The organism is Streptomyces sp. WAC 06738 (assembly GCF_003945505.1).
Taxonomy (GTDB): domain Bacteria; phylum Actinomycetota; class Actinomycetes; order Streptomycetales; family Streptomycetaceae; genus Streptomyces.
The window spans coordinates 2,091,265-2,109,254 of record NZ_CP029618.1; the positions used below are offsets into that span (position 1 = coordinate 2,091,265).

General features: G+C 73.8%; 11 protein-coding genes and 2 tRNA genes. 7 read left to right on the forward strand and 6 right to left on the reverse strand.

Annotation, left to right across the window (positions count from 1 at the left end):
• Positions 1-3: 3 nt before the first annotated feature.
• Entirely contained in the window at positions 4-1,221 is a 1,218-nt protein-coding gene (locus tag DMB38_RS08835; protein ID WP_346429499.1) for a hypothetical protein, read from the reverse strand.
• A 339-nt stretch (positions 1,222-1,560) separates the two neighbouring features.
• Here DMB38_RS08835 and DMB38_RS08840 point away from each other — a divergent pair, with 339 nt between their 5' ends.
• Entirely contained in the window at positions 1,561-3,087 is a 1,527-nt protein-coding gene (locus tag DMB38_RS08840; RefSeq protein ID WP_164716191.1) for an FAD-dependent oxidoreductase, read from the forward strand.
• Positions 3,084-3,734 (forward strand): Rid family hydrolase, encoded by a 651-nt coding sequence (locus DMB38_RS08845; protein WP_125934706.1) that lies wholly within the window; start codon positions 3,084-3,086, stop codon positions 3,732-3,734. The genes DMB38_RS08840 and DMB38_RS08845 overlap by 4 nt, the downstream gene beginning before the upstream one ends.
• A gap of 71 nt (positions 3,735-3,805) precedes the next feature.
• Here the strand turns inward: DMB38_RS08845 and DMB38_RS08850 are convergent, their stop codons facing one another.
• Positions 3,806-4,720 (reverse strand): NmrA/HSCARG family protein, encoded by a 915-nt coding sequence (locus tag DMB38_RS08850; protein ID WP_240662069.1) that lies wholly within the window; start codon positions 4,718-4,720, stop codon positions 3,806-3,808.
• 110 nt (positions 4,721-4,830) lie between these two features.
• Between DMB38_RS08850 and DMB38_RS08855 the strand changes: the two genes are divergently transcribed.
• The 3 genes from DMB38_RS08855 (at position 4,831) to DMB38_RS08865 (ending at position 8,773) form a co-directional block, all read left to right on the forward strand.
• Positions 4,831-5,193: a MerR family transcriptional regulator gene (locus DMB38_RS08855; RefSeq protein WP_125934707.1), complete on the forward strand. Its 363-nt coding sequence runs from the start codon at positions 4,831-4,833 to the stop codon at positions 5,191-5,193.
• A gap of 156 nt (positions 5,194-5,349) precedes the next feature.
• Positions 5,350-6,501: a phosphotransferase gene (locus DMB38_RS08860; RefSeq protein ID WP_125934708.1), complete on the forward strand. Its 1,152-nt coding sequence runs from the start codon at positions 5,350-5,352 to the stop codon at positions 6,499-6,501.
• Between the two features lie 589 nt (positions 6,502-7,090).
• Positions 7,091-8,773 (forward strand): carbohydrate-binding module family 20 domain-containing protein, encoded by a 1,683-nt coding sequence (locus DMB38_RS08865; protein ID WP_125934709.1) that lies wholly within the window; start codon positions 7,091-7,093, stop codon positions 8,771-8,773.
• Between the two features lie 346 nt (positions 8,774-9,119).
• On the opposite strand, the gene DMB38_RS08870 is transcribed toward DMB38_RS08865, so the two are convergent.
• Together DMB38_RS08870 and DMB38_RS08875 are read right to left on the reverse strand one after the other, a co-directional pair.
• Positions 9,120-9,193 (reverse strand) — tRNA-Ile (locus DMB38_RS08870).
• 220 nt (positions 9,194-9,413) lie between these two features.
• Positions 9,414-9,486: transfer RNA gene (locus DMB38_RS08875), tRNA-Asn, on the reverse strand.
• Between the two features lie 181 nt (positions 9,487-9,667).
• Between DMB38_RS08875 and DMB38_RS08880 the strand changes: the two genes are divergently transcribed.
• Positions 9,668-9,988 carry a YtxH domain-containing protein gene (locus tag DMB38_RS08880; RefSeq protein ID WP_125934710.1) on the forward strand — a complete coding sequence of 107 codons (321 nt, stop codon included), beginning with the start codon at positions 9,668-9,670 and terminating at the stop codon, positions 9,986-9,988.
• 132 nt (positions 9,989-10,120) lie between these two features.
• On the forward strand, positions 10,121-11,698 hold the full coding sequence (locus DMB38_RS08885; RefSeq protein WP_125934711.1) for an FGGY family carbohydrate kinase: 1,578 nt from the start codon (positions 10,121-10,123) through the stop codon (positions 11,696-11,698).
• Positions 11,699-11,822: 124 nt separating this feature from the next.
• Here DMB38_RS08885 and DMB38_RS08890 read toward each other — a convergent pair whose 3' ends face one another.
• Both DMB38_RS08890 and DMB38_RS08895 read right to left on the reverse strand, forming a co-directional pair.
• Positions 11,823-13,847: a metallophosphoesterase family protein gene (locus DMB38_RS08890; RefSeq protein WP_125934712.1), complete on the reverse strand. Its 2,025-nt coding sequence runs from the start codon at positions 13,845-13,847 to the stop codon at positions 11,823-11,825.
• Positions 13,844-17,977, reverse strand: a complete 4,134-nt coding sequence (locus DMB38_RS08895) for an FtsK/SpoIIIE domain-containing protein (protein WP_125934713.1) — start codon at positions 17,975-17,977, stop codon at positions 13,844-13,846. Before DMB38_RS08895 ends, DMB38_RS08890 begins: the two co-directional genes overlap by 4 nt.
• Between the last annotated feature and the right edge of the window lie 13 nt (positions 17,978-17,990).

Here is a 17,990-nt window from a genome sequence, read left to right on the forward strand (position 1 = left end):
CGGTCAGCCCCGTGGCTGGAAGAGCGGTGTGCGGGGGCCCGTCAGGTGGTCGTAGAGCGCCGCCAGGCGGGCCGGGCCCGCGGCGGCCGCGTCGTCGGCGAGTTCCGTCAGCCGGCGTTCGGCGGCGGCGAGGAACGCGGGCCAGTCGCCGCCCTCCGCGGTGCGGAGGGCGGCGAGGTCGACGTAGCGTGAGCTCAGGGGCAGACCGCCGTCGCCGATCTTGTCCTGCTTGAAGCCGAAGAAGCGGGACTCCGGGTTCGCCGTGGCCTCCGTGGAGCGCCAGGTGTGCCGGTATCCCACGGGACTGGGCGCACCCGGTGCGATGGTTTCGACGCCGACCTGGAGCGCGCCGTCGTGGTGGCGGCCCGGCGGGGTGAAGCCCAGGAACATGTGGCCGTGGCTTCCGTCGGGGACGACCACGTCGCCGTTGAAGTCCGCGGTGCCCAGGCCGCCGGCCGCGAGGTCGACGCCGTACAGCCGCACCCTCCTGGGGCCGAACAGCTTGCGCACGGCGTTCCGCGCCGAGGCGCCGTGACCGCCCAGTTCCTCGAACGTCTCCGAGCCCGCCCCGGCTCCGTTCCGGCCGATCCGCATGTGGTGGGAGCCGGCCCGGCGCCGCTCGGCCGGATCCGCGTCCCGGCCGTCCGCGGTCAGCCCGAGCCAGTCCAGGAGGGCGTACGGCGCTGCGGCCCCATCGCACTGCGGGATACGGATGTTGACCCGGCCACCGTGGGCCAGCGCGCGGGCCACATCCGTGCCGAGCAGGGGCCGGTGGCCGCCCGGGGCACCGTCCCGGTACACCTGGAGGCCGCACTGGAGGAGGAGGAAGACGCGCCGCAGGATCGTCCTGCTCCGCAGGTCCCGCCGCCGGTGTGCCGCCTCGACCCGGGCGAGCGCCCCGGCGGGCGCGGCGCGAGCGAGGGCTCCAGGGTCCGTACGAACGTGGTACGGATCTGGTCGTTCCGCTCCGCGGTGAGGCGCGCCCGCTCCCGCGCGGGCAACTCCTCGTCCCGCAGCGTGAGGAAGCGGCCGAGGGTGTACGCCGGGTGGGTCGGCGCCTCGCCGCCGGGCGCGGCCGTGGGGGTGCGGCCCGGCCGCCACTCCAGACTGGCCAGCAGCAGCCGCTTGCCGGGCGGCAGTCTCAGCCAGTCGTAGTACCGCCCCGCGCGCAGGTACGCCTCCGCCTCGGGCACGCTTCCGATGCCCAGGGATTCCAGCCACGCGGGAGTCGAAGACCGTGATCCTGGCCGCGGCCCCCCTCGGGGCCTGCGGTAACGCCTCGTCGGACCTGGTGCACGCCGCCCGCCGAGTCCCCGCACGGGGCGGTCAAGGCTTCAACCGGCCGTTGATGCAGTCGGCATATGCGGGAAACACGCCGGGGAGAGGCTCCTCTCGCACGCCGGTTCCCCACCCCCAGGGCCGGACCGATCCACGAACACGTGGCCGCCGGTTCTCGGGGCGGCCGCGGGCAAGGAGGAGACTTTGGCAGGTTCAGCAACCCGCCGGGACTTCCTGCGCTCCGTCGGTGCCGCCGGCGGCGCCGGAGTGCTGTACTCCACGATGAGCGCACTCGGCCTGGCCCCCGTCGTCGAGGCGGCCGCGACCGAGTTCCGCCCGCCGCGGCGCGGCGACTTCACCCTCTCCGGCCGGGCCGCGGGCTCGGTCATCGTGCTCGGCGCCGGCATCGCGGGGCTGGTCACCGCGTACGAGCTGGGCAAGGCGGGCTACGACGTGCGGATCCTGGAGGCCGCGAACCGGCCGGGCGGCCGCAACTGGACGGTGCGCGGCGGCACCACCCTGACCGACCTCGACGGACGAACCCAGCACGCGACGTTCTCGAAGGACCAGTACATGAACGCCGGCCCGGCCCGGCTGCCGCAGTCCCACGTCACGCTGGAGTACTGCCGCGAACTGGGCGTGGAGCTCGAGGTCTTCACCAACCAGAACGCGAACGCCTACATCTACCACGAGAACACCGCGGGCTCGCTCGCCGGCAAGCCGGTGCGCTGGCGCACCGCCAAGGCCGACGTCTACGGCTACGTCTCCGAGTTGCTGGCCACCGCCACCGACCAGGGCGCCCTGGACGAGGAGCTGACCGCCGACGACAAGGAGCGGCTGCTGGCGTTCCTGGAGGAGTTCGGCGGCATAGGAGGGCGCGCGGACGGCTGGGCGTACTCCGGCAGCGAACGCCGCGGCTACTCCGTCGAGCCCGGCGCCGGCCTGGAGGCGGGCACCGTTCTCGACCCCGTCCCCTCTCTCTCGGACGTCTTCGCCAGCCGTATCGGCCACCGCTTCACCTTCGAGTTCGGCTACGACCAGGCCATGCTGATGTTCCAGCCCAAGGGCGGCATGGACCGGATACCGTACGCGCTGGCGCAGGCCGTCGGCCGCCAGCGGATCGTCTACGGGGCCGAGGCCACCGCCGTCACCGACCGCCCCGACGGCGCGGAGGTCACCTGGCGCGACGCCCGCGGCCGCAACCACACCGAGCGCGCCGACTTCGTCGTCTCCGCGATCCCGCCGATGATCGCCGCCCGGCTCGACCACAACCTGGGCGCCGAGGTCACCGCCGCGCTCAGAACTCCCTCCGCCCTCCCCGTGGGCAAGATCGGCCTGGAGTATCGCCGCCGCTGGTGGGAGACAGACGAACACCTCTACGGCGGCATCACCCCGACCGACACCGACCTGGCCACCATCTGGTACCCCTCGTACGGCTACCACGGCCGGCGGGGCACGATCATCGGCTACTACAACTTCGGGGCGGACGCCCTCGCCTACGGCCGGCTCACGCACGCCGAGCGGGAGGCGCGGGCGGTGAGTCAGGGTGTGCGCATCCACGGCGACAAGTACCGCGCCGAACTCGCCGCCTCCTTCAGCGTCGCCTGGCACCGCACCCCCTTCATCGAGGGCGGATGGGTCGGCTGGGAGTCGCAGACCGGCCCCGAGTACCGGCGGCTGCTCGAGCCCGCGGGCCACGTGTACTTCGCCGGCGACTGGCTCAGCCACGCGATCGCCTGGCAGCACGGAGCCATCACCTCGGCCCGCAAGGTCGTCACGGAACTGCACGAGAGAGTGATGCTGGGATGAACGCACCGAAGCGACGCGCCGTGATGCTGACCGCCGCCGGCGCCGGGGGCGCACTGCTCACCTCCGCCACCGCCTTCGCGGCCGCACGCGGCTGGCGGCCAGGGCCGCGCCAGGTCAAGGTCATGCTGCCGACCGGGCAGAGCAACCCGGCCATCGCCACCGGGGTGGCGACCGGTGAGTCCGTCGCTCTCTACGCCAGCAGCGGCCTCGGCCCCGACGCGCTCAACCCGGCCGCTCCCGCGGGTACGCCGGAGAACTGGACGGACCCGTCGATGACCGAGGGCGCCGAGGGCGTCACGGTGACCGAGGCGCAGGCGCTGGTGGTACTGCGCAAGATCTCCGACAACCTCGCCGTGGCCGGACTGGCTCCCGCCGACGTCCTCACGATGAAGTGCTATCTGATGAAGCCGCCGCGCGCCGAACTCGCCGACTACGCCGGCTGGAACCGCGCGTACCGGCAGTTCTACGCCAACGTCGATCTGGCCTCCGGTGAAACGGTCCCGGCGCCGATGGGCACCTCGGCGCCGAAGCCGCCGATCCTCGTCAACAGGGCCCGCCCGGCCCGGGCGACCATGGAAGTCGCCTCTCTCGCAGTGCCGGGCTGGCTGGTCGAGGTCGAGGTGACGGCGGCCTATCACAGGAAGTGAGGACGGCACGGAAGAGAGGCACGGGGTGGAACCGGCTGCGACCGGCTCCACCCCGTCGCCGGCCGCCCCGGTCAGCCGCTCGGAGGCCGCAGCGCCTTGTCGAGGAGGCCCGCGCCAGGGCCTGCCAGCCAGCGGTCGAAGCGCAGCAGGAAGGGGAACTCCGCGCGCAGCGCGTCGAGGTTCGCGCTTCCCGCCAGCCTGCCGTCGTCCACGAGTGCTGCCAGTCTGCCCAGGACCGCGTCCTGCTCCGGCAGGGTCGTCGGCAGGCGGCTGTAGCTGATCGTCCGGCCCGCGGCCCGGGACAGGCCCTCGGCCAGGGCATTGCCGGTGAGAGCGTCACCGGCGATCTCCATGGTGCGACCGGCGTAGCGATCGGGTGCGCCGAAGACCGCGGCGGCGATGCGGCCGATGTCGCGTACGGCGATGAACTGCATGGCCTGGTCCGGACGCATCAGGAAGGACAGGTGTCCCCGGTCGAGGCCCATGCCGGGGGTCACCAGGAGTTCCATGAACGTGGCCGGCCGAATGATGGTGCCGGCGGTGTCCCGGTTCCGGACATGGGCCTCGATACGGCTCTTGGTGTCGAGATGGTCCACGCCCGTCGCCGAACCCGCGGTGACCGCCGAACTGTAGACGAGGTGGGCGACGCCGCAGCGCTCGGCGATCTCGGCCACCGCCGCACCGAAGCGGACCTCGTCCTCGTCGGTCACGCCGGCGCCGGCCTGGCCGGAGTTCGGCTGAACGCTGAAGACGCCGTGGGCGCCGGAGAAAGCGGCGCGGAGCGACTCCGGATCGCGGAGGTCACCGCGTACGGTTTCCACGCCGGCGGCGGAGAGGGACCGGGCCCGGTCGCCGGACGGATTCCTCACGACCGCGCGCACCCCCCACCCGTCGGCCCGCAGCGCCGCGGCGACCGATCCTCCCTGCTGCCCGGTGGCACCCAGGACGACGACGGTTTTGCCGCTGTGGGTCATGCGGTGGGTCATGCCGTGTGCTCCAGGACTCGGAGGGCTGGTTCGTACCGGTGTCCGCTACGCTAAAACCTGACGCCAACGTCAGGTGCAAGCGGGACGTGGAGTCGAGTCAGGAGGTCGGGATGCGGATCGGAGAAGTCGCCGCGCAGGCGGGCGTCAGCGTCAGGGCGCTGCGCTACTACGAGCAGCAGGACTTGCTCCACTCCTCCCGGAACCCGGGTGGCCAGCGCCGGTACCCGCACGGTGCCGTCGAACGGGTCAGGCTGATCCAGCAGCTCTACGCCATGGGGTTGCCCAGCAGAACGATTCGCGAGGTGCTGCCGTTCGCCGACTCCGGTGAGGTCTCACCGGAACTTCTGGAGCTGCTCGCGGGCGAACGCGACCGCCTCGACCGGCGGATGACGGAGCTCCGGGACGCGCGCAGACGGCTGCACGACTGCATCACCGGGGCACGCCCTCATGACCGAGCAGGAGATTCCTCCTGAAGCGGGGGCGCGGCGGCCCGAGCCGGCAGCATGCTTACAGGTTGCTGACGTAGAAGTCGGTGAGCCGTTCGACGGCGGCGTCGACGTACTCGGGCTCGTCGTACATCTCGTAGTGGCCGGCGCCCGGTTCGCTGCGGGGCGCCGTACACTCCCCCGATGCCTGCCTCCGGCGCGACTCCGCGGCGCGCCATCGTCGAAGCGCTCCTGACGGATCTCCATTCCTCGCCCGTCCGCGTCGTCGCCTGGGAGCGGCTGGAGCCCTGGGCGATCGCGCGTGTGACGCTCCGTGGCATCGCCGCTCTGCCGACCGTCGTCGTCAAGTGGGTACGTGACGGGCCGGGCTCGACGCGCACCGAGCCCTGGCGCCTGCCCACCGAGGTGGCCGCACTCCGTCATCTCTCCGACGACCTCGGTCTGGCGCTCGCCCCGCGCGTCCTCGCCGCCGACCTTTCCGGCGGGCTCGTCGTGTTGGAGGACCTGGCCCCTCGCACCGCGCTCGACCTGCTGCTCCGCCGGGACGGCGCCGCCGCCCACGCCGACCGCCTGGCCGCGTTCGCCCGCGCCCGCGGTGAACTCGGCGCGTCGACCGCCGGCCACGCCGGCAGATACCTCCTGCGACGGACGTCCCTCGGGCCGGAGGACCCGGGGTCATCCGGCACGGCCCTGTTCGCCCGGCTCCGGAGCCGGGCGCCCGGGCAGGCCGCGGCGCTCGGTGTGCCCCTCTCCGGGCGAGTCGCGACCGAACTCGACACCGTTCTCATCGAGTTGAGCGACCCCGGCCCGTTCGGCGCGCTCAGCAACGGCGACGCGGAGACCAACAACGTCCTCGTCCACGAGTCGGGCGCCGCCGACGCCCGTCTCATCGACTTCGAGTCGGCCGCCTACACCCATGCCCTCCTCGACGCGGTCTGCCTCCACGTACCGGGTCCCGCGTGGATGACGGTCGGCGACCCCGTCGCCACCGGACTCGCCGACCTCCACCGCCGTGCCCTCGCCCGCGGCGTGCCCGAAGCCGAGGACGACCGGCGGTACGGAACCGGGCTGGCGGCGGCCTGTCTGTTCTGGGCGATCTCCCGCCTGCAACGGTTCGGCGCACTCGACGCCCGCGTACAGGGGGACCCCAGCCGCCCCCAGCTCATCGAGACGCTGGAGGCCGCGGCCCGTACCGCCGAGCACCATCGCGCCTTTCCCCACCTCGCCGGCTGGGCCCGCCGCACCGCGGCCCTGCTGCGCCACCGCTGGCCGGACGCGGACCTGGACCTCACCGACCCCGCCGCGTTCCCGCCGTACACACCGCGCCACCCCTGAGGCGCAGAGCCCCGCCGGAGCGGGCCGGCAGCGGGGGTCGCCGCGGGCCCTCCGGACCGGCCAGGCCCGGCGGTGTCGGCTCCCGGGGTGGGTGGGAGGGTGTCGACGTACCGCAGTCTTCCCGCCGTGCCTGCAATTCCTTGCACCACCCCACGCAACCGGCAACTCCACGCCGACTCACCCCGGGAGCATGATCCACCGGTTCACGAAAGGAGGCGGCGGCGGGTGGCGCCCGCGCGTCCACTTCCGGTCGACGGCCGTTTTCCGCTGGTCAGAGCGGCATACCGCTAGGCAGCCACCCGGGCCCGAAGCCACCTGCCGTCAGGAAGCCGTCGGGTTCGCTGATGCGGACGCCCGGCTCGGCGGCTCGTTTCGACGTGCCTGTCAGAACTCTTGACCGGCCTGAGAGCCGACTCTACGGTCCACCATGCAAGCTCTTGCAGCAACCCCGCAAGGGTGTGCTCCGGGCTGTCGGGCATGGCGCGTTGCCTTCGCGGCCTCAACCCGTCCATCCCCAGGAGGAGTCTTGTTCGCTCGTCGTCAACGCAGACACGGAACTCCAGGCTGGAAGAGGTCCATCGGCGCGTTCATGGCCGGCCTGATCGCCGTCTCGGGCAGCGTCCTCTCGATGACCGTCACGACCCCCGCGGCCCAGGCGGCACCGTCCGGGTCCAAGGACGTCACCGCGGTGATGTTCAACTGGAAATTCGACTCCATCGCCCGCGAATGCACCCAGCGCCTGGGCCCGGCCGGCTACGGCTACGTCCAGGTCTCCCCGCCCCAGGAGCAGATCCAGGGCGGCCAGTGGTGGACCGCATACCAGCCCGTCAGCTACCGCATCGAAAGCCGCCTCGGCAACCGCGACCAGTTCCGCAACATGGTCGACACCTGCCGCAACGCGGGGGTCGGCGTCGTGGTGGACGCGGTGATCAACCACATGTCCGCCGGCTCCGGCACCGGCACCGCGGGCTCGAACTACACCAAGTACCACTACCCCGACGCGCCCTACAGCGACTGGGACTTCAACACCTGCCGCCGGGAGATCGGCGACAACTACGGCGACCGCGCCAACGTGCAGAACTGCGAACTGGTGGGACTGGCCGACCTCAACACCGGCAAGGACTACGTCCGGGGCCGCATCGCGGGCTACCTCAACGACCTGCTCTCACTGGGCGTGGCGGGCTTCCGGGTCGACGCGGTCAAGCACATCCCGGCCGGCGACCTCGCCGACATCAAATCCCGGCTCACCGACCCGAACGCCTACTGGAAGCAGGAGGCCATCTTCGGAGCCGGCGAGCCGATCCAGCCCGACGAGTACCGGGGCACCGGCGACGTCCAGGAGTTCCGCTACGGCCGTGACCTGAAGCGGGTCTTCGAGAACGAGAACCTCGCCTACCTGAAGAACTTCGGCGAGGGCTGGAACTACATGCCCTCGGGCAGCAGCGCCGTCTTCGTCGACAACCACGACACCGAGCGCAACGGCTCCACCCTCAGCTACAAGAGCGGCGCCGACTACACCCTGGCCAACGTCTTCATGCTGGCCTGGCCCTACGGGTCTCCCGACGTCCACTCCGGCTACGAGTTCGGCAACAACGACGCGGGCCCGCCCAACAACGGCGCGGTCAACGCGTGCTACCAGGACGGCTGGAAGTGCCAGCACGCCTGGCCCGAGATCGAGTCCATGGTCGGCTTCCGCAACGCCGCCCGCGGCCAGGGCGTCACCGACTGGTGGGACAACGGCGGCGACGCGATCGCCTTCGGCCGCGGCAGCCAGGGCTACGTCGCCATCAACCACGAATCCGGCTCCCTCACCCGCACCTTCCAGACCTCCCTGGCCGCCGGCACCTACTGCGACGTCCAGAGCGACCGCGCCGTAACGGTCGACGGCTCCGGTCGGTTCACCGCCACGCTCGGTGCCGACACGGCGCTGGCCCTGCACACCGGCGCCCGCGACTGCGACGGCGGCGGCAACCCGGTCGGCGGCACCTCCTTCAACGTCAACGCCACCACCCAGCCCGGCGAGAACATCTACGTGGTCGGCAGCATCCCGCAGCTCGGCGCCTGGGACCCCGCCCAGGCGATCAAGCTCAGCAGTGCCGACTACCCCGTCTGGAAGCACACCATCCCGCTGCCGGCCGGCACCACCTTCGAGTACAAGTACATCCGCCGCTGGGACGGCCAGACCGGCGTCACGTGGGAATCCGGCTCCAACCGGCAAGCCACCGTCCCCGCAAGCAGTTCCCTCACCCTCAGCGACACCTGGCGCACCTGACACCCGGCCCCCGACCGGCCGGCGCCCTCCTCCCCGAGGGCGCCGGCGACCGGGACTTCGCGGACAAGCCGTCCCGGCTCATCGCCGACCACGGCGTACGCCGGTGCTCCCCGCGCCCGCGGGGCTGGTGCCTGCTCGGTGACCGCCGTCCCAGTCCCAGCGCCGCCGGCTGCGCCCGTCCGGGCCGAGGCACGCGTCCTCCCACGGCACGGCCGAATGCGTGATCGTGTGGCGCTCGGGCCGGCAGCGGGCCGGCTGACGATCTCTGCGGCTGCCGGAGCCGGACACCGGGGGGCGGTCGGCAGGAAATCCCTGGTCGAAACGATCCCTCTCGGAGGTCTCTGGGTGGGGCGGGTGGGACTCGAACCCACGGCCGACGGATTATGAGTCCGTTGCTCTAACCGGCTGAGCTACCGCCCCGTCCGGCGCGTCACGTACAGATGTGCGCGCCGTCTGCCGCAGCATAGCCGCTCATACGATCTGTCGCCCGGAGACCCCGTCGCCGGGGTGGGGCCGGGCCGCTGCGCATGCCCGGAAAGACGCGGGTGGACCGCATCCGGTTCCGGGGGGCGGCGGGGGGCCGACAGGGTCGTACGGGCAGAAAGGAACGAAGGCCCCGTTCGGGGCCTTCGCGTACCTGCTCCCCCGACTGGACTCGAACCAGTAACCTGCCGGTTAACAGCCGGCTGCTCTGCCGATTGAGCTACGGAGGACTGCTCCGCACGGAGGCCCTTCCGGCTTCCGGGGGCGCTCCTGTGCTGCTCGCCATACATTAGCGCATGGCTGGGTCCGCTCCGAAATCGGTATTCACCCCTCCCCTCCTCCGGGTACCCGTACCGGTGACAGCAGGGTGGGAACAGCCCAGTCGAGGAAGTCCGAGGGAAGGTGGAGACCATGCGGTACCGGGTGAGCTTCGTTGCGGGGATCGCCGTCGGGTACGTCCTGGGCAGCCGGGCCGGACGCGAGCGCTACGAGCAGTTGCGGAAGGCGGCTCAGCAGTTCAGCGAGTCCCCCGCGGTGCGCAACGCCGCCGAGGCCGCCGCGCTGACCAGCCGGGACGCCGTGACCAAGGCGGCGAGCACGCTCTCCACGAAGTTCGCGGACGTGGTGCCTGAGAACGTCGCCTCGCGCGTGCACTTCCTCGGGAACGGGCACGCGAACGGCACGCGCGGCCGGCGCGAGGAGTCCGACGACTGGGGTACGACGAACACCTGATCCCGGGCGCGCCCGCCGGGCGCGCACCGGTTCGAGCCGGCGCCGCGCCCGGCGGGCCGGATCCCGTCCGTCCCGCCGGTGGAATCCCCGCCGGTGCCCGAGCGGCCCCCCGGATAGGGCATCATCTGCGGCATGGGGATAGTCGCCGGTCTGGACAGCTCGCCTGAAGGCACCAACATCGTCGTCTGCGACGCCGACACCGGCGCGGTGCTCAAGCAGGGCTACGCGCCGCACCCGGTGTCCGAGTCCGCGGACGAGACGGCGGCGTACGAGGCCGACCCGCAGACGTGGCTCCTCTCGCTCGGCGAGGCCGCCGACGGCGGCGTGCTGGAGGGCGTACAGGCCATCGGGGTCGCCGCCCAGCAGCACGCGGTCATACCGCTGGACGCCGCGGGCGCGCCCGTACGCCACGCGCTCACCGGCAACGACAAGCGGGCCCAGGGCGCCGCCGCCGACCTCGCCGGCGAGCTGGGCGGCCGGGCGGCGTGGGCCGAGGCCGTCGGGGCCGTGCCGGACGCGAAGCTGCCCGTCACCAAGCTGCGCCGGCTCGCCGCCACCGAGCCCGACCACGCCAAGCGCACCGCGCAGCTCATGACGCCGCACGACTGGCTGGTCTGGCAATTGCTCGGCAAGCCCGCCCGCCGCACCACCGACCGCGGCTCCGCCTCCACCACCGGCTACTGGTCCGCACACGCCGGCGAGTGGCGCCGCGACCTCGTCGAGCTGGCCCTGGGCCACGAGGCCGGGCTGCCGGAGGTGCTCGGCCCCGCCGAGGCCGCCGGGCGCACCCCCGAAGGGCTGCTGATCTCCGCCGGCACCGGCGAGACCATGGCCGCCGTCTTCGGCCTCGGCCTCGGCACCGGCGACGCAGTCGTCACCCTCGGCGCCTCCGGCGCGGTCTACGCCGTCCACGACACGGCGCTGCCCGACGCCGGCGGCACCATCACCGCGCTCGCCGACGCCACCGGCATGCACCTGCCGGTCGTGCACACCCTCAACGCCGTCCGGGCCCTGCGCGGCGCCGCCGAGCTGCTGGGCCTGGCGCCGACCGACCTGGAGCGGCTCTCCGAGCTGGCGCTCACCTCCACGCCCGGCGCCCACGGGCTCGTGCTCCTGCCGTACCTCGACGGCGAGCGGACCCCGAGCCTGCCCCAGACCGCGGGCTCCCTGCACGGCCTGCGCCGCGAGAGCATGCGCCCCGAGCACCTGGCGCGCGCGGCCTTCGAGGGCATGCTGTGCGGCCTCGCGGACGCGCTGGAGGTGCTGCGCGCCCGGGGCGTGAGCGTGCGCCGCGTCTTCCTCCTCGGCGCCGCGGCGGGCCTCCCGGCGGTGCAGGCGCTGGCGCCGGCGATCTTCCAGGCGCAGGTCGTGGTCCCGGCGTCCGCGGACTACGCGGCCCTCGGCGCGGCCCGGCAGGCGGCCTGGGCGCTGGGGGTGGCGGAGGGCCGGCTCGGTGCGGACGCTCCTCCGGTGTGGGAGACGGGGCCGCACGAGACGTTCGAGGCGGACGAGGAGGAGGCCCTGGGTCAGGCGGTACGGCAGCAGTACGCGGCCGTACGGGAGTCGGTGTACCCCGGTGCGCTCGGGCTTGCAGCCGGCACGGCGGGTGCGGCGGCGGCCGGGGACACGGCCGGCGGCGAGCCGGGGTCCGGGCAGCCCGGGTCGGAGGACCAGGAACAGCGGGCGGAGCAGGAAGTGCCGCAGAGCTGAGCCAGGTCGGCCTGCGGGACGTAAGGCCAGGACGCGTGCCCCGGGGGCCGGGCGGGCTCGTGCGTCGCTGGGACGCCCAGAGGCGGCCGGCGGCTTCGGCGACGTCCCTTCAGGCGCGCCAGGGTCAGGCGCGGTCGCCGCAGAGGAGGGCCAGGGGGGTCTCGTCCGGCGCGCCGGGGGTGAAGCCGACGGTGGGGCCCGGGGTCCAGGTGCCGGCCTCGTACCGGACCGTGCGGAGCGCCAGCGCGTGTTCGCCGCCCTCGCGGGCGACGAACACCTCGTTGTACCCGTTGCGCTCGTCCGACTCCCGGCTGCCGAGCGCCGGGGCGCCCGCGATGCGGGTGGTCCAGGGGCGGGCGGTGCCCAGCAGCCGCTCGGCCGCGGTGAAGCCCAGGTGGGTGTGGCCGTGGAGGACCAGGGACGTGGCGGCCTCCGCCATGGTCCACTTCGCCTGGCCCGCGTTGACCACCCCCGAGTACGGGGCGATCTCCACCGCGGGCACCGGCGACAGCGGGTGGTGCAGGGCCGCCAGGGTGACGTAGCCGGGTTCGCGCGTCAGCCGGTCGAGTACGCCCCGGGCGATGACGCCGGGGTCGTGGCGCTCGAATTCCAGCACGATGCGGCGTACGGCGTCCTCGTCCGCCGCGTCCGCCGCCGCCACGTACGTCTCGCGGAACCGCTCCAGCCGCTCGCGGTCCCGGTCGTGCGCCGGCTCGCCGCCGGACTCTGCGGTGCCGAGGAGCGCCACCCGCAGTCCGGCGTCCGGGTACGTGACGTAGACGCGGCGGGCCGCGGTGTCGGGCTCGTGCAGGTCGGGGTGCGGATAGGCCGCGAAGATCCGGGCGAACCAGCGGTGCCGCGCCTGCGGGTCGTCGTCCAGGCACAGCTCCCAGGACACGTCGTGGTTGCCGCCGGTGAGGAGCACCCGCGGGTCGCCGGGGCGCAGGTCCGGGTGGCCGGCGAGCAGGTCCTCCAGCGCGCGCAGCCAGGCGAGGGCCGTCTCGCCGTCGGCGTCGACGGGCCGGTTGACGAGGTCGCCGGTGGCGATGACCAGGTGCGGCGCCCGGCCCTGGTCCGCGAGCTGGCGCACGTGGTCCAGGTACGCGTCCAGCGGCGAGCCGGCGCCCGCCAGTTCGGCGAGGCGCTGCCCGGCCTGCGAGGTGTCCTTGGCGTCCACGTTGGCGCGCAGTCCGCCGCCGTGGTGGAGGTCGGTGACGTGGTGGATGCGGAGCACGTCGGGCAGGTGCCGGGCGAGGACGGGGTCGTCGGCGGGCGTGTGCGCGGCCCGTACGGCGATCTCCACGCCCGCGTCGTGCCACCGCCGCGCCCGCAGCGCCGCCCGGTGCTCGGCGGCGAGGCCGTCGTGGAACCACTGCGGCACGTACTGGTGCCGGCCGCACGCCTCCTCGTACGCGGCCGTCGCCAGCCGCGCCGCGTCGGTGCGGAGCGCGGGGTGCTCCTCGGCGGTCTGCAGGGCGAGTTCGAGGAGGAACGGGGTCTGCAGCCAGGCGGGCTCCGCCGCCCGCAGCAGCTCGACGACCGCGGGCGCCCACTCCGGGGCGCGCCCGGCCATGCGCGCGCACTCGCCGTCGGCCAGCCGCGGCGGCCGGAGCACGTCCTTGGGCGCGTCGGCGCCGAGGTGCGGGGCGAGCAGCAACTGCTCGGCGGGGGTGGCGAAGACGACGGGCACCGCGCCCGCGTCCCGCACCTGTTCGAGGCCCGCGGCCAGCGCCGCGGGGTCGACGCCGCCCAGGGCGGGGCGGCCGGGCGCGGCCGGGGCGTTCCGCGTACGGGTCCTGGCGCCGTTCTCCGCGCCCCGCGCCACCGCCGGTTCGTCGACGAGCACCACGCACCCCGGCGCCACCCGCGGCGCCTGCTTGCCGCCCGTCAGGCACCCGAGCCCGCTGCGCCGCACCGCCCCGGGCGTCGAGCGCAGGTCGACCCGGAGCGACGGCCGCTCCGCCCGGGCCCGTTCGACCGCGTGCGCCAGCCACGTCTTGCCCGCCCGCCGGGGCAGCTCCACCAGCCACGCGGCGGAGTTGGGCAGTTGGCCCTCGACCAGGGGGCGCGCCCAGCCGGGCACGTGGTCGCCGGGGAACCGGACGTCCAGCTCGGGCTGGTAGGCCCGGCTCGGCCGGAAGCGGCTCATGGGGCTTGCTCCTCATCGGTTCGGGGGCCCTCGGCCCGTGGTTCTTCTCCCGGCGGTACGCGCCGTCCCCCGCCCCGTAACGACTCGTCCCGCAGCGACACCTGGCTCAGCGCGATCCAGTCGAAGAACGGCCGGTCCGCCAGCCACACGTCGCCCGGCCGGAGCAGCCCCACGTCGCGCAGTTCCATCCGCTGCGCGGGCGCCGGCTCCGGCGGGGGCGCGCCGGGCGTGTGCAGCAGCGCGGCGCGGCCCGCGGGGCCGATTTCCGCCCAGCGGGACTGGAACTGCTCGCTGCGCCCGATCAGCAGCTCCTGCCTGCACAGCTCTTCGAGGGCGGGACCGCTCGTCAGCGGGCGGCGGTCGTCCGCCTGCACGGCCCGTACGACCGCGTCGCCCATCACCTGGAGGTAGAACGGCCAGGTGCCGACCAGCGCGAGGATCCGCGCGCCCGCGCGGTCGGGGGCGATGTCGACGCCGAGGTTCGCGGCGGTGCCGGTGAGGAACGCCAGCGCGTGCGGCTCGCCGAGGGGACCGAGGATGCGCTTGTCGACGTCGTTGCCGAAGCTGGAGCCGGGGGCGGTGAGCGCGGAGCGGACGACGGTCTGCCAGTCCTTCTCGGTGCCGGTGTAGACGAGCCAGGCGCCGGCCTGGCCGAGGTCGCGCAGCCAGGAGACGGCCGCGGGGTGGTACTCGGCGAGCCGGCCGACCTCGTCCAGGAGGAACGCCTCCCGGTCGGCGCGCGCCGCGCGGGCGGCGGCCCGGGTGAGCAGCGCCTCGGCGGGGCTGGCCGCGCCGCGCACGGCGGGGTCGAGGAGGGCGGCGAGCTGGTCGGGGCTGTCGACGGGGCTGGCGCGGTGCGGGACGGTGAGCTTGCGGACCTGTCCTGCGCCGTCCGCGACGAGGCGCCGCTCCAGCTCGCCGAGCACCCACGTCTTGCCCGCCCGGCGCGGGCCGAGCAGTGCGACGGAGGTGCCGGTGGCGTACCGGTCGCGCAGCCAGTACAGCTCCGCGTCGCGGCCGACCGGACGGCCCGTACCGCCGCCGACGTGGAACCGGTCGGCGGCCAGGTCCAGCGCGTCGACCCGGAACGGCCGCCGCGTGGACGGCACTGCGGCGTCCCGCTCCCGCGCCGCCGCGCCGATCCGCGCCAGCGCCTCGGCCTGGCCGCGGCCGGTCTCGGCGCCCCCCGGCAGGAGGGCGATCTGCACGACGGTACGGTCCCTGCCCTCGGCGTACAGCGCGCGCCCCGGCGGCATGCGGCCGGGCACGAGCCGGGGGCGGATGCCCGCGTCCAGGTAGTCCGTCTCGTCGGCCTGCCGCAGCACGAGCACGTCCGCCGCCGCCGCCCTGATCGGGCCGTGGAGCACCTGCGGCCCGCCCACGACGACCGGGCAGACCCCCACCCGCGGGCCCTCCCGGCAGAGCCGCAGGAAGTCCTCGACGGGCCTGCCGTAGTCGACGTCCTCCATCGCGTCGACGAAGCCCTCCCAGCCGTCCACGAACACCAGCAGGTACGGCAGCCGCCGGTGCGCCGCCACCGCCTGCCGCTGCGCGGCGGCGTCGGCGAACGCCTCCGCGGCCAGCTCCGACTGCCGGACCCGCACGGTGGTGGTGAGCCGGTCCAGCAGCCGGGTCAGCCGGTCGCGTTCGTTGCGGGAGACGACGGCGCCGCAGTGCGGGAGTTCGGTGAGCGCCTGGAGGGCGCCGGTGCCGCAGTCGATGCCGTAGAGGTGCACGTCGGCGCTGCTGTGCTGGCGGGCGACGGAGCCCGCGACGGTGCGCAGGAGCTGCGAGCGCCCGCTGCGCGGGCCGCCCGCGGCGAGCAGCGGCAGCTTGTCGGCGAGGTCGAGCACGGCGACGGTACGGAACTGGTCCTCCGGCACGTCCGCGAGGCCGATGGGAACGGGCACGAGGTCGCGGCCGCGCTCGGGCAGGTCCGTCTCGGCCAGCGGCGCGTCGAGCTGGATCACGTCGGCGAGCGGCGGCGGCAGGAAGGCGGGCGGCCGGGGGATGCCGAGGGCGGTGGCGGCGGCGTCGAGTTGGTGGACCAGGCTGGTGAGGTCCGTCATGCCGGTGGGCTCGGACTCCACGCGCAGCGAGCCGCTGTCCTCCGGGTCGCCGTGCGCGTCCCGTACCCGCACGTCCGACCAGTGCGCGGGGTCGGGCGCGTGGCGGACGCCGACGCGCGCGGTGCGCAGGCGCACGAGGGTCTCCGCCCCGGTGCGCACGTACGCGGCCCCCGGCTCCGACTTGCCGAGCCAGGCCGCGTCCGGCTGGTCGATCACGTCCGTGCTCTCGTTCCGGTCCACGAGGCGCAGCGCGATCCGCAGGTTGGTGTTGGCCCGGATGTCGGGGGTCACCACGCCGCCGGGGCGCTGGGTGGCGAGCACGAGGTGCACGCCGAGGGAGCGGCCGCGCCGGGCGATGTCCACGAGGCCGCTGATGAAGTCGGGGAACTCACGGGTGAGCGAGGCGAACTCGTCCACGACGAGCACCATCCGCGGCAGCGGTTCGGTCGGCGGCACGTGACCCGCTCTGAACAGGTCGATGTAGTCGCCGACGTCACGTACTCCGGTCCTCGTCAGCAGCTCTTCGCGCCTGCGCAGCTCGGCGGCGAGTCCGGTGAGGGTGCGTTCGACGAGGTACGCGTCGAAGTCGACGATGACGTCGACGGTGTGCGGCAGCCGGGCGCAGTCGGCGAAGGCGCTGCCGCCCTTGTAGTCCACCAGCACGAACGACACGGCGTCGGGCGGGTGGCTGGCGGCCATCGAGGCGATCCAGGTGCGCAGGAACTCCGTCTTGCCGGAACCGGTCGTGCCGGCGACGAGGGCGTGGGGCCCGTCGCGTACGAGGTCGATGGCCACCGGCACGCCCTGGGACTCGCCGATCGGGGCGGAGAGCCCGTGGGAGGGACGCGCCCAGCGCCGGCGCAGTGCCCCAGTGCCGTACGGCGGCAGATCGAGCAGGTCGAGCAGCCGGGGGCTGTCCGGCTGTGCGGAGGCGGGATCGCGCAGCGGCGCGAGGATGCGGGCGATACGGTCGGTCTGCGCACGGCTGGTCCGGAGTGGACTCCAGCCCTCGCGTACGGGCCCACCCTCCTGCAGCAGACGGGAGCCCTCGTCGATCTCGGCTACCGCACGGCATTCGGGGGGCAGAAGCCGCGTGTGCTCCTCCAGGCAGATCGAGAACACTCCGTACTCGGGTCCGCTCCGGAGTAGTTCCGTCACCGCAGGCAGCGCACGCAGCCTGCGCGCTCCGTCGAGAACGAGCACGCTCGCGGCCGGTTTGGTGCTCCCAGGCGGGGCGGAGCCGTGGCTGAGGAGGTCATGGATATGCCGGGCCGACGTCTCGGCGTCGTAGGCGATCCTCGGGCCGGAGGAGGTGTGAGGAAGCAGGCGGAGGAAGTCCCAGACGCCGAGGTCCGGGCCGATCGTTAAGACACGCACGTCGACGTGCACAGGACTGTACGTGGCCAGGATAGAGGCGACTACCCACGTCCCGACCCCGTCCGCCTGCTCCCCGGCGATGCCGAGGACCCCGACGTCGGTCAGGTCCACCGAGACCGGCACCAAACGCTTCAGCTTGGGGGAGTCGAAGTCGTAGCCCAGCACAAGTCGAAGGAACGGCACGCTGTCCGGTGTCCGATGCCACGGCTCGGCCGATTCGAGTAGATTGCGGGGATCCTCAAAGCGCGGCTTGTAAATAGACCTGATGTCCGGACGGCGCTGTCCACCCGGCAGCAGTCGCCGCCAGCCTCTGCGCTCAAGCCCAGGGGCGTCCGCCTTACCTCGCCGATGGGAGACGAGGAGCGTGCCGCCGTCGCGCGGTTCTGCAAGGCCGTTACTGACAAGTCGGTCATGGATGGCCTCGGGCGTGACGTGGCTCCACATCGGATCCGCCGGTGGCTCGCCCAGCCAGAGCCGGGTGCCCGGGCGTACGGGCACGTCCGCGAGCGTGGCATCGGTCAGCAGCTCCGTGGCATCGGCGAGGAACAGCCGCTCCGGGCCTGGGCCCGGGTGCCGACCGCACCATTGTCCGAGCTGCCGTGCCACCAGCCGCACCGGCGCGCTGTCCGGCGCCTCCAGGACCACGTCCCGCTCCGCACCCCCCGGCAGGACAACCGTCAGCATCCGCTCCGTGGCC

Coding starts and splice junctions, on each gene's coding strand:
- DMB38_RS08840 (WP_164716191.1), top strand. CDS start 1,561: ATGAGCGCACTCGGCCTGGCCCCCGTCGTCGAGGCGGCCGCGACCGAG.
- DMB38_RS08845 (WP_125934706.1), top strand. CDS start 3,084: ATGAACGCACCGAAGCGACGCGCCGTGATGCTGACCGCCGCCGGCGCC.
- DMB38_RS08850 (WP_240662069.1), bottom strand. CDS start 4,720: ATGACCCACCGCATGACCCACAGCGGCAAAACCGTCGTCGTCCTGGGT.
- DMB38_RS08855 (WP_125934707.1), top strand. CDS start 4,831: ATGCGGATCGGAGAAGTCGCCGCGCAGGCGGGCGTCAGCGTCAGGGCG.
- DMB38_RS08860 (WP_125934708.1), top strand. CDS start 5,350: ATGCCTGCCTCCGGCGCGACTCCGCGGCGCGCCATCGTCGAAGCGCTC.
- DMB38_RS08865 (WP_125934709.1), top strand. CDS start 7,091: ATGGCCGGCCTGATCGCCGTCTCGGGCAGCGTCCTCTCGATGACCGTC.
- DMB38_RS08880 (WP_125934710.1), top strand. CDS start 9,668: ATGCGGTACCGGGTGAGCTTCGTTGCGGGGATCGCCGTCGGGTACGTC.
- DMB38_RS08885 (WP_125934711.1), top strand. CDS start 10,121: ATGGGGATAGTCGCCGGTCTGGACAGCTCGCCTGAAGGCACCAACATC.
- DMB38_RS08890 (WP_125934712.1), bottom strand. CDS start 13,847: ATGAGCCGCTTCCGGCCGAGCCGGGCCTACCAGCCCGAGCTGGACGTC.
- DMB38_RS08895 (WP_125934713.1), bottom strand. CDS start 17,977: ATGCTGACGGTTGTCCTGCCGGGGGGTGCGGAGCGGGACGTGGTCCTG.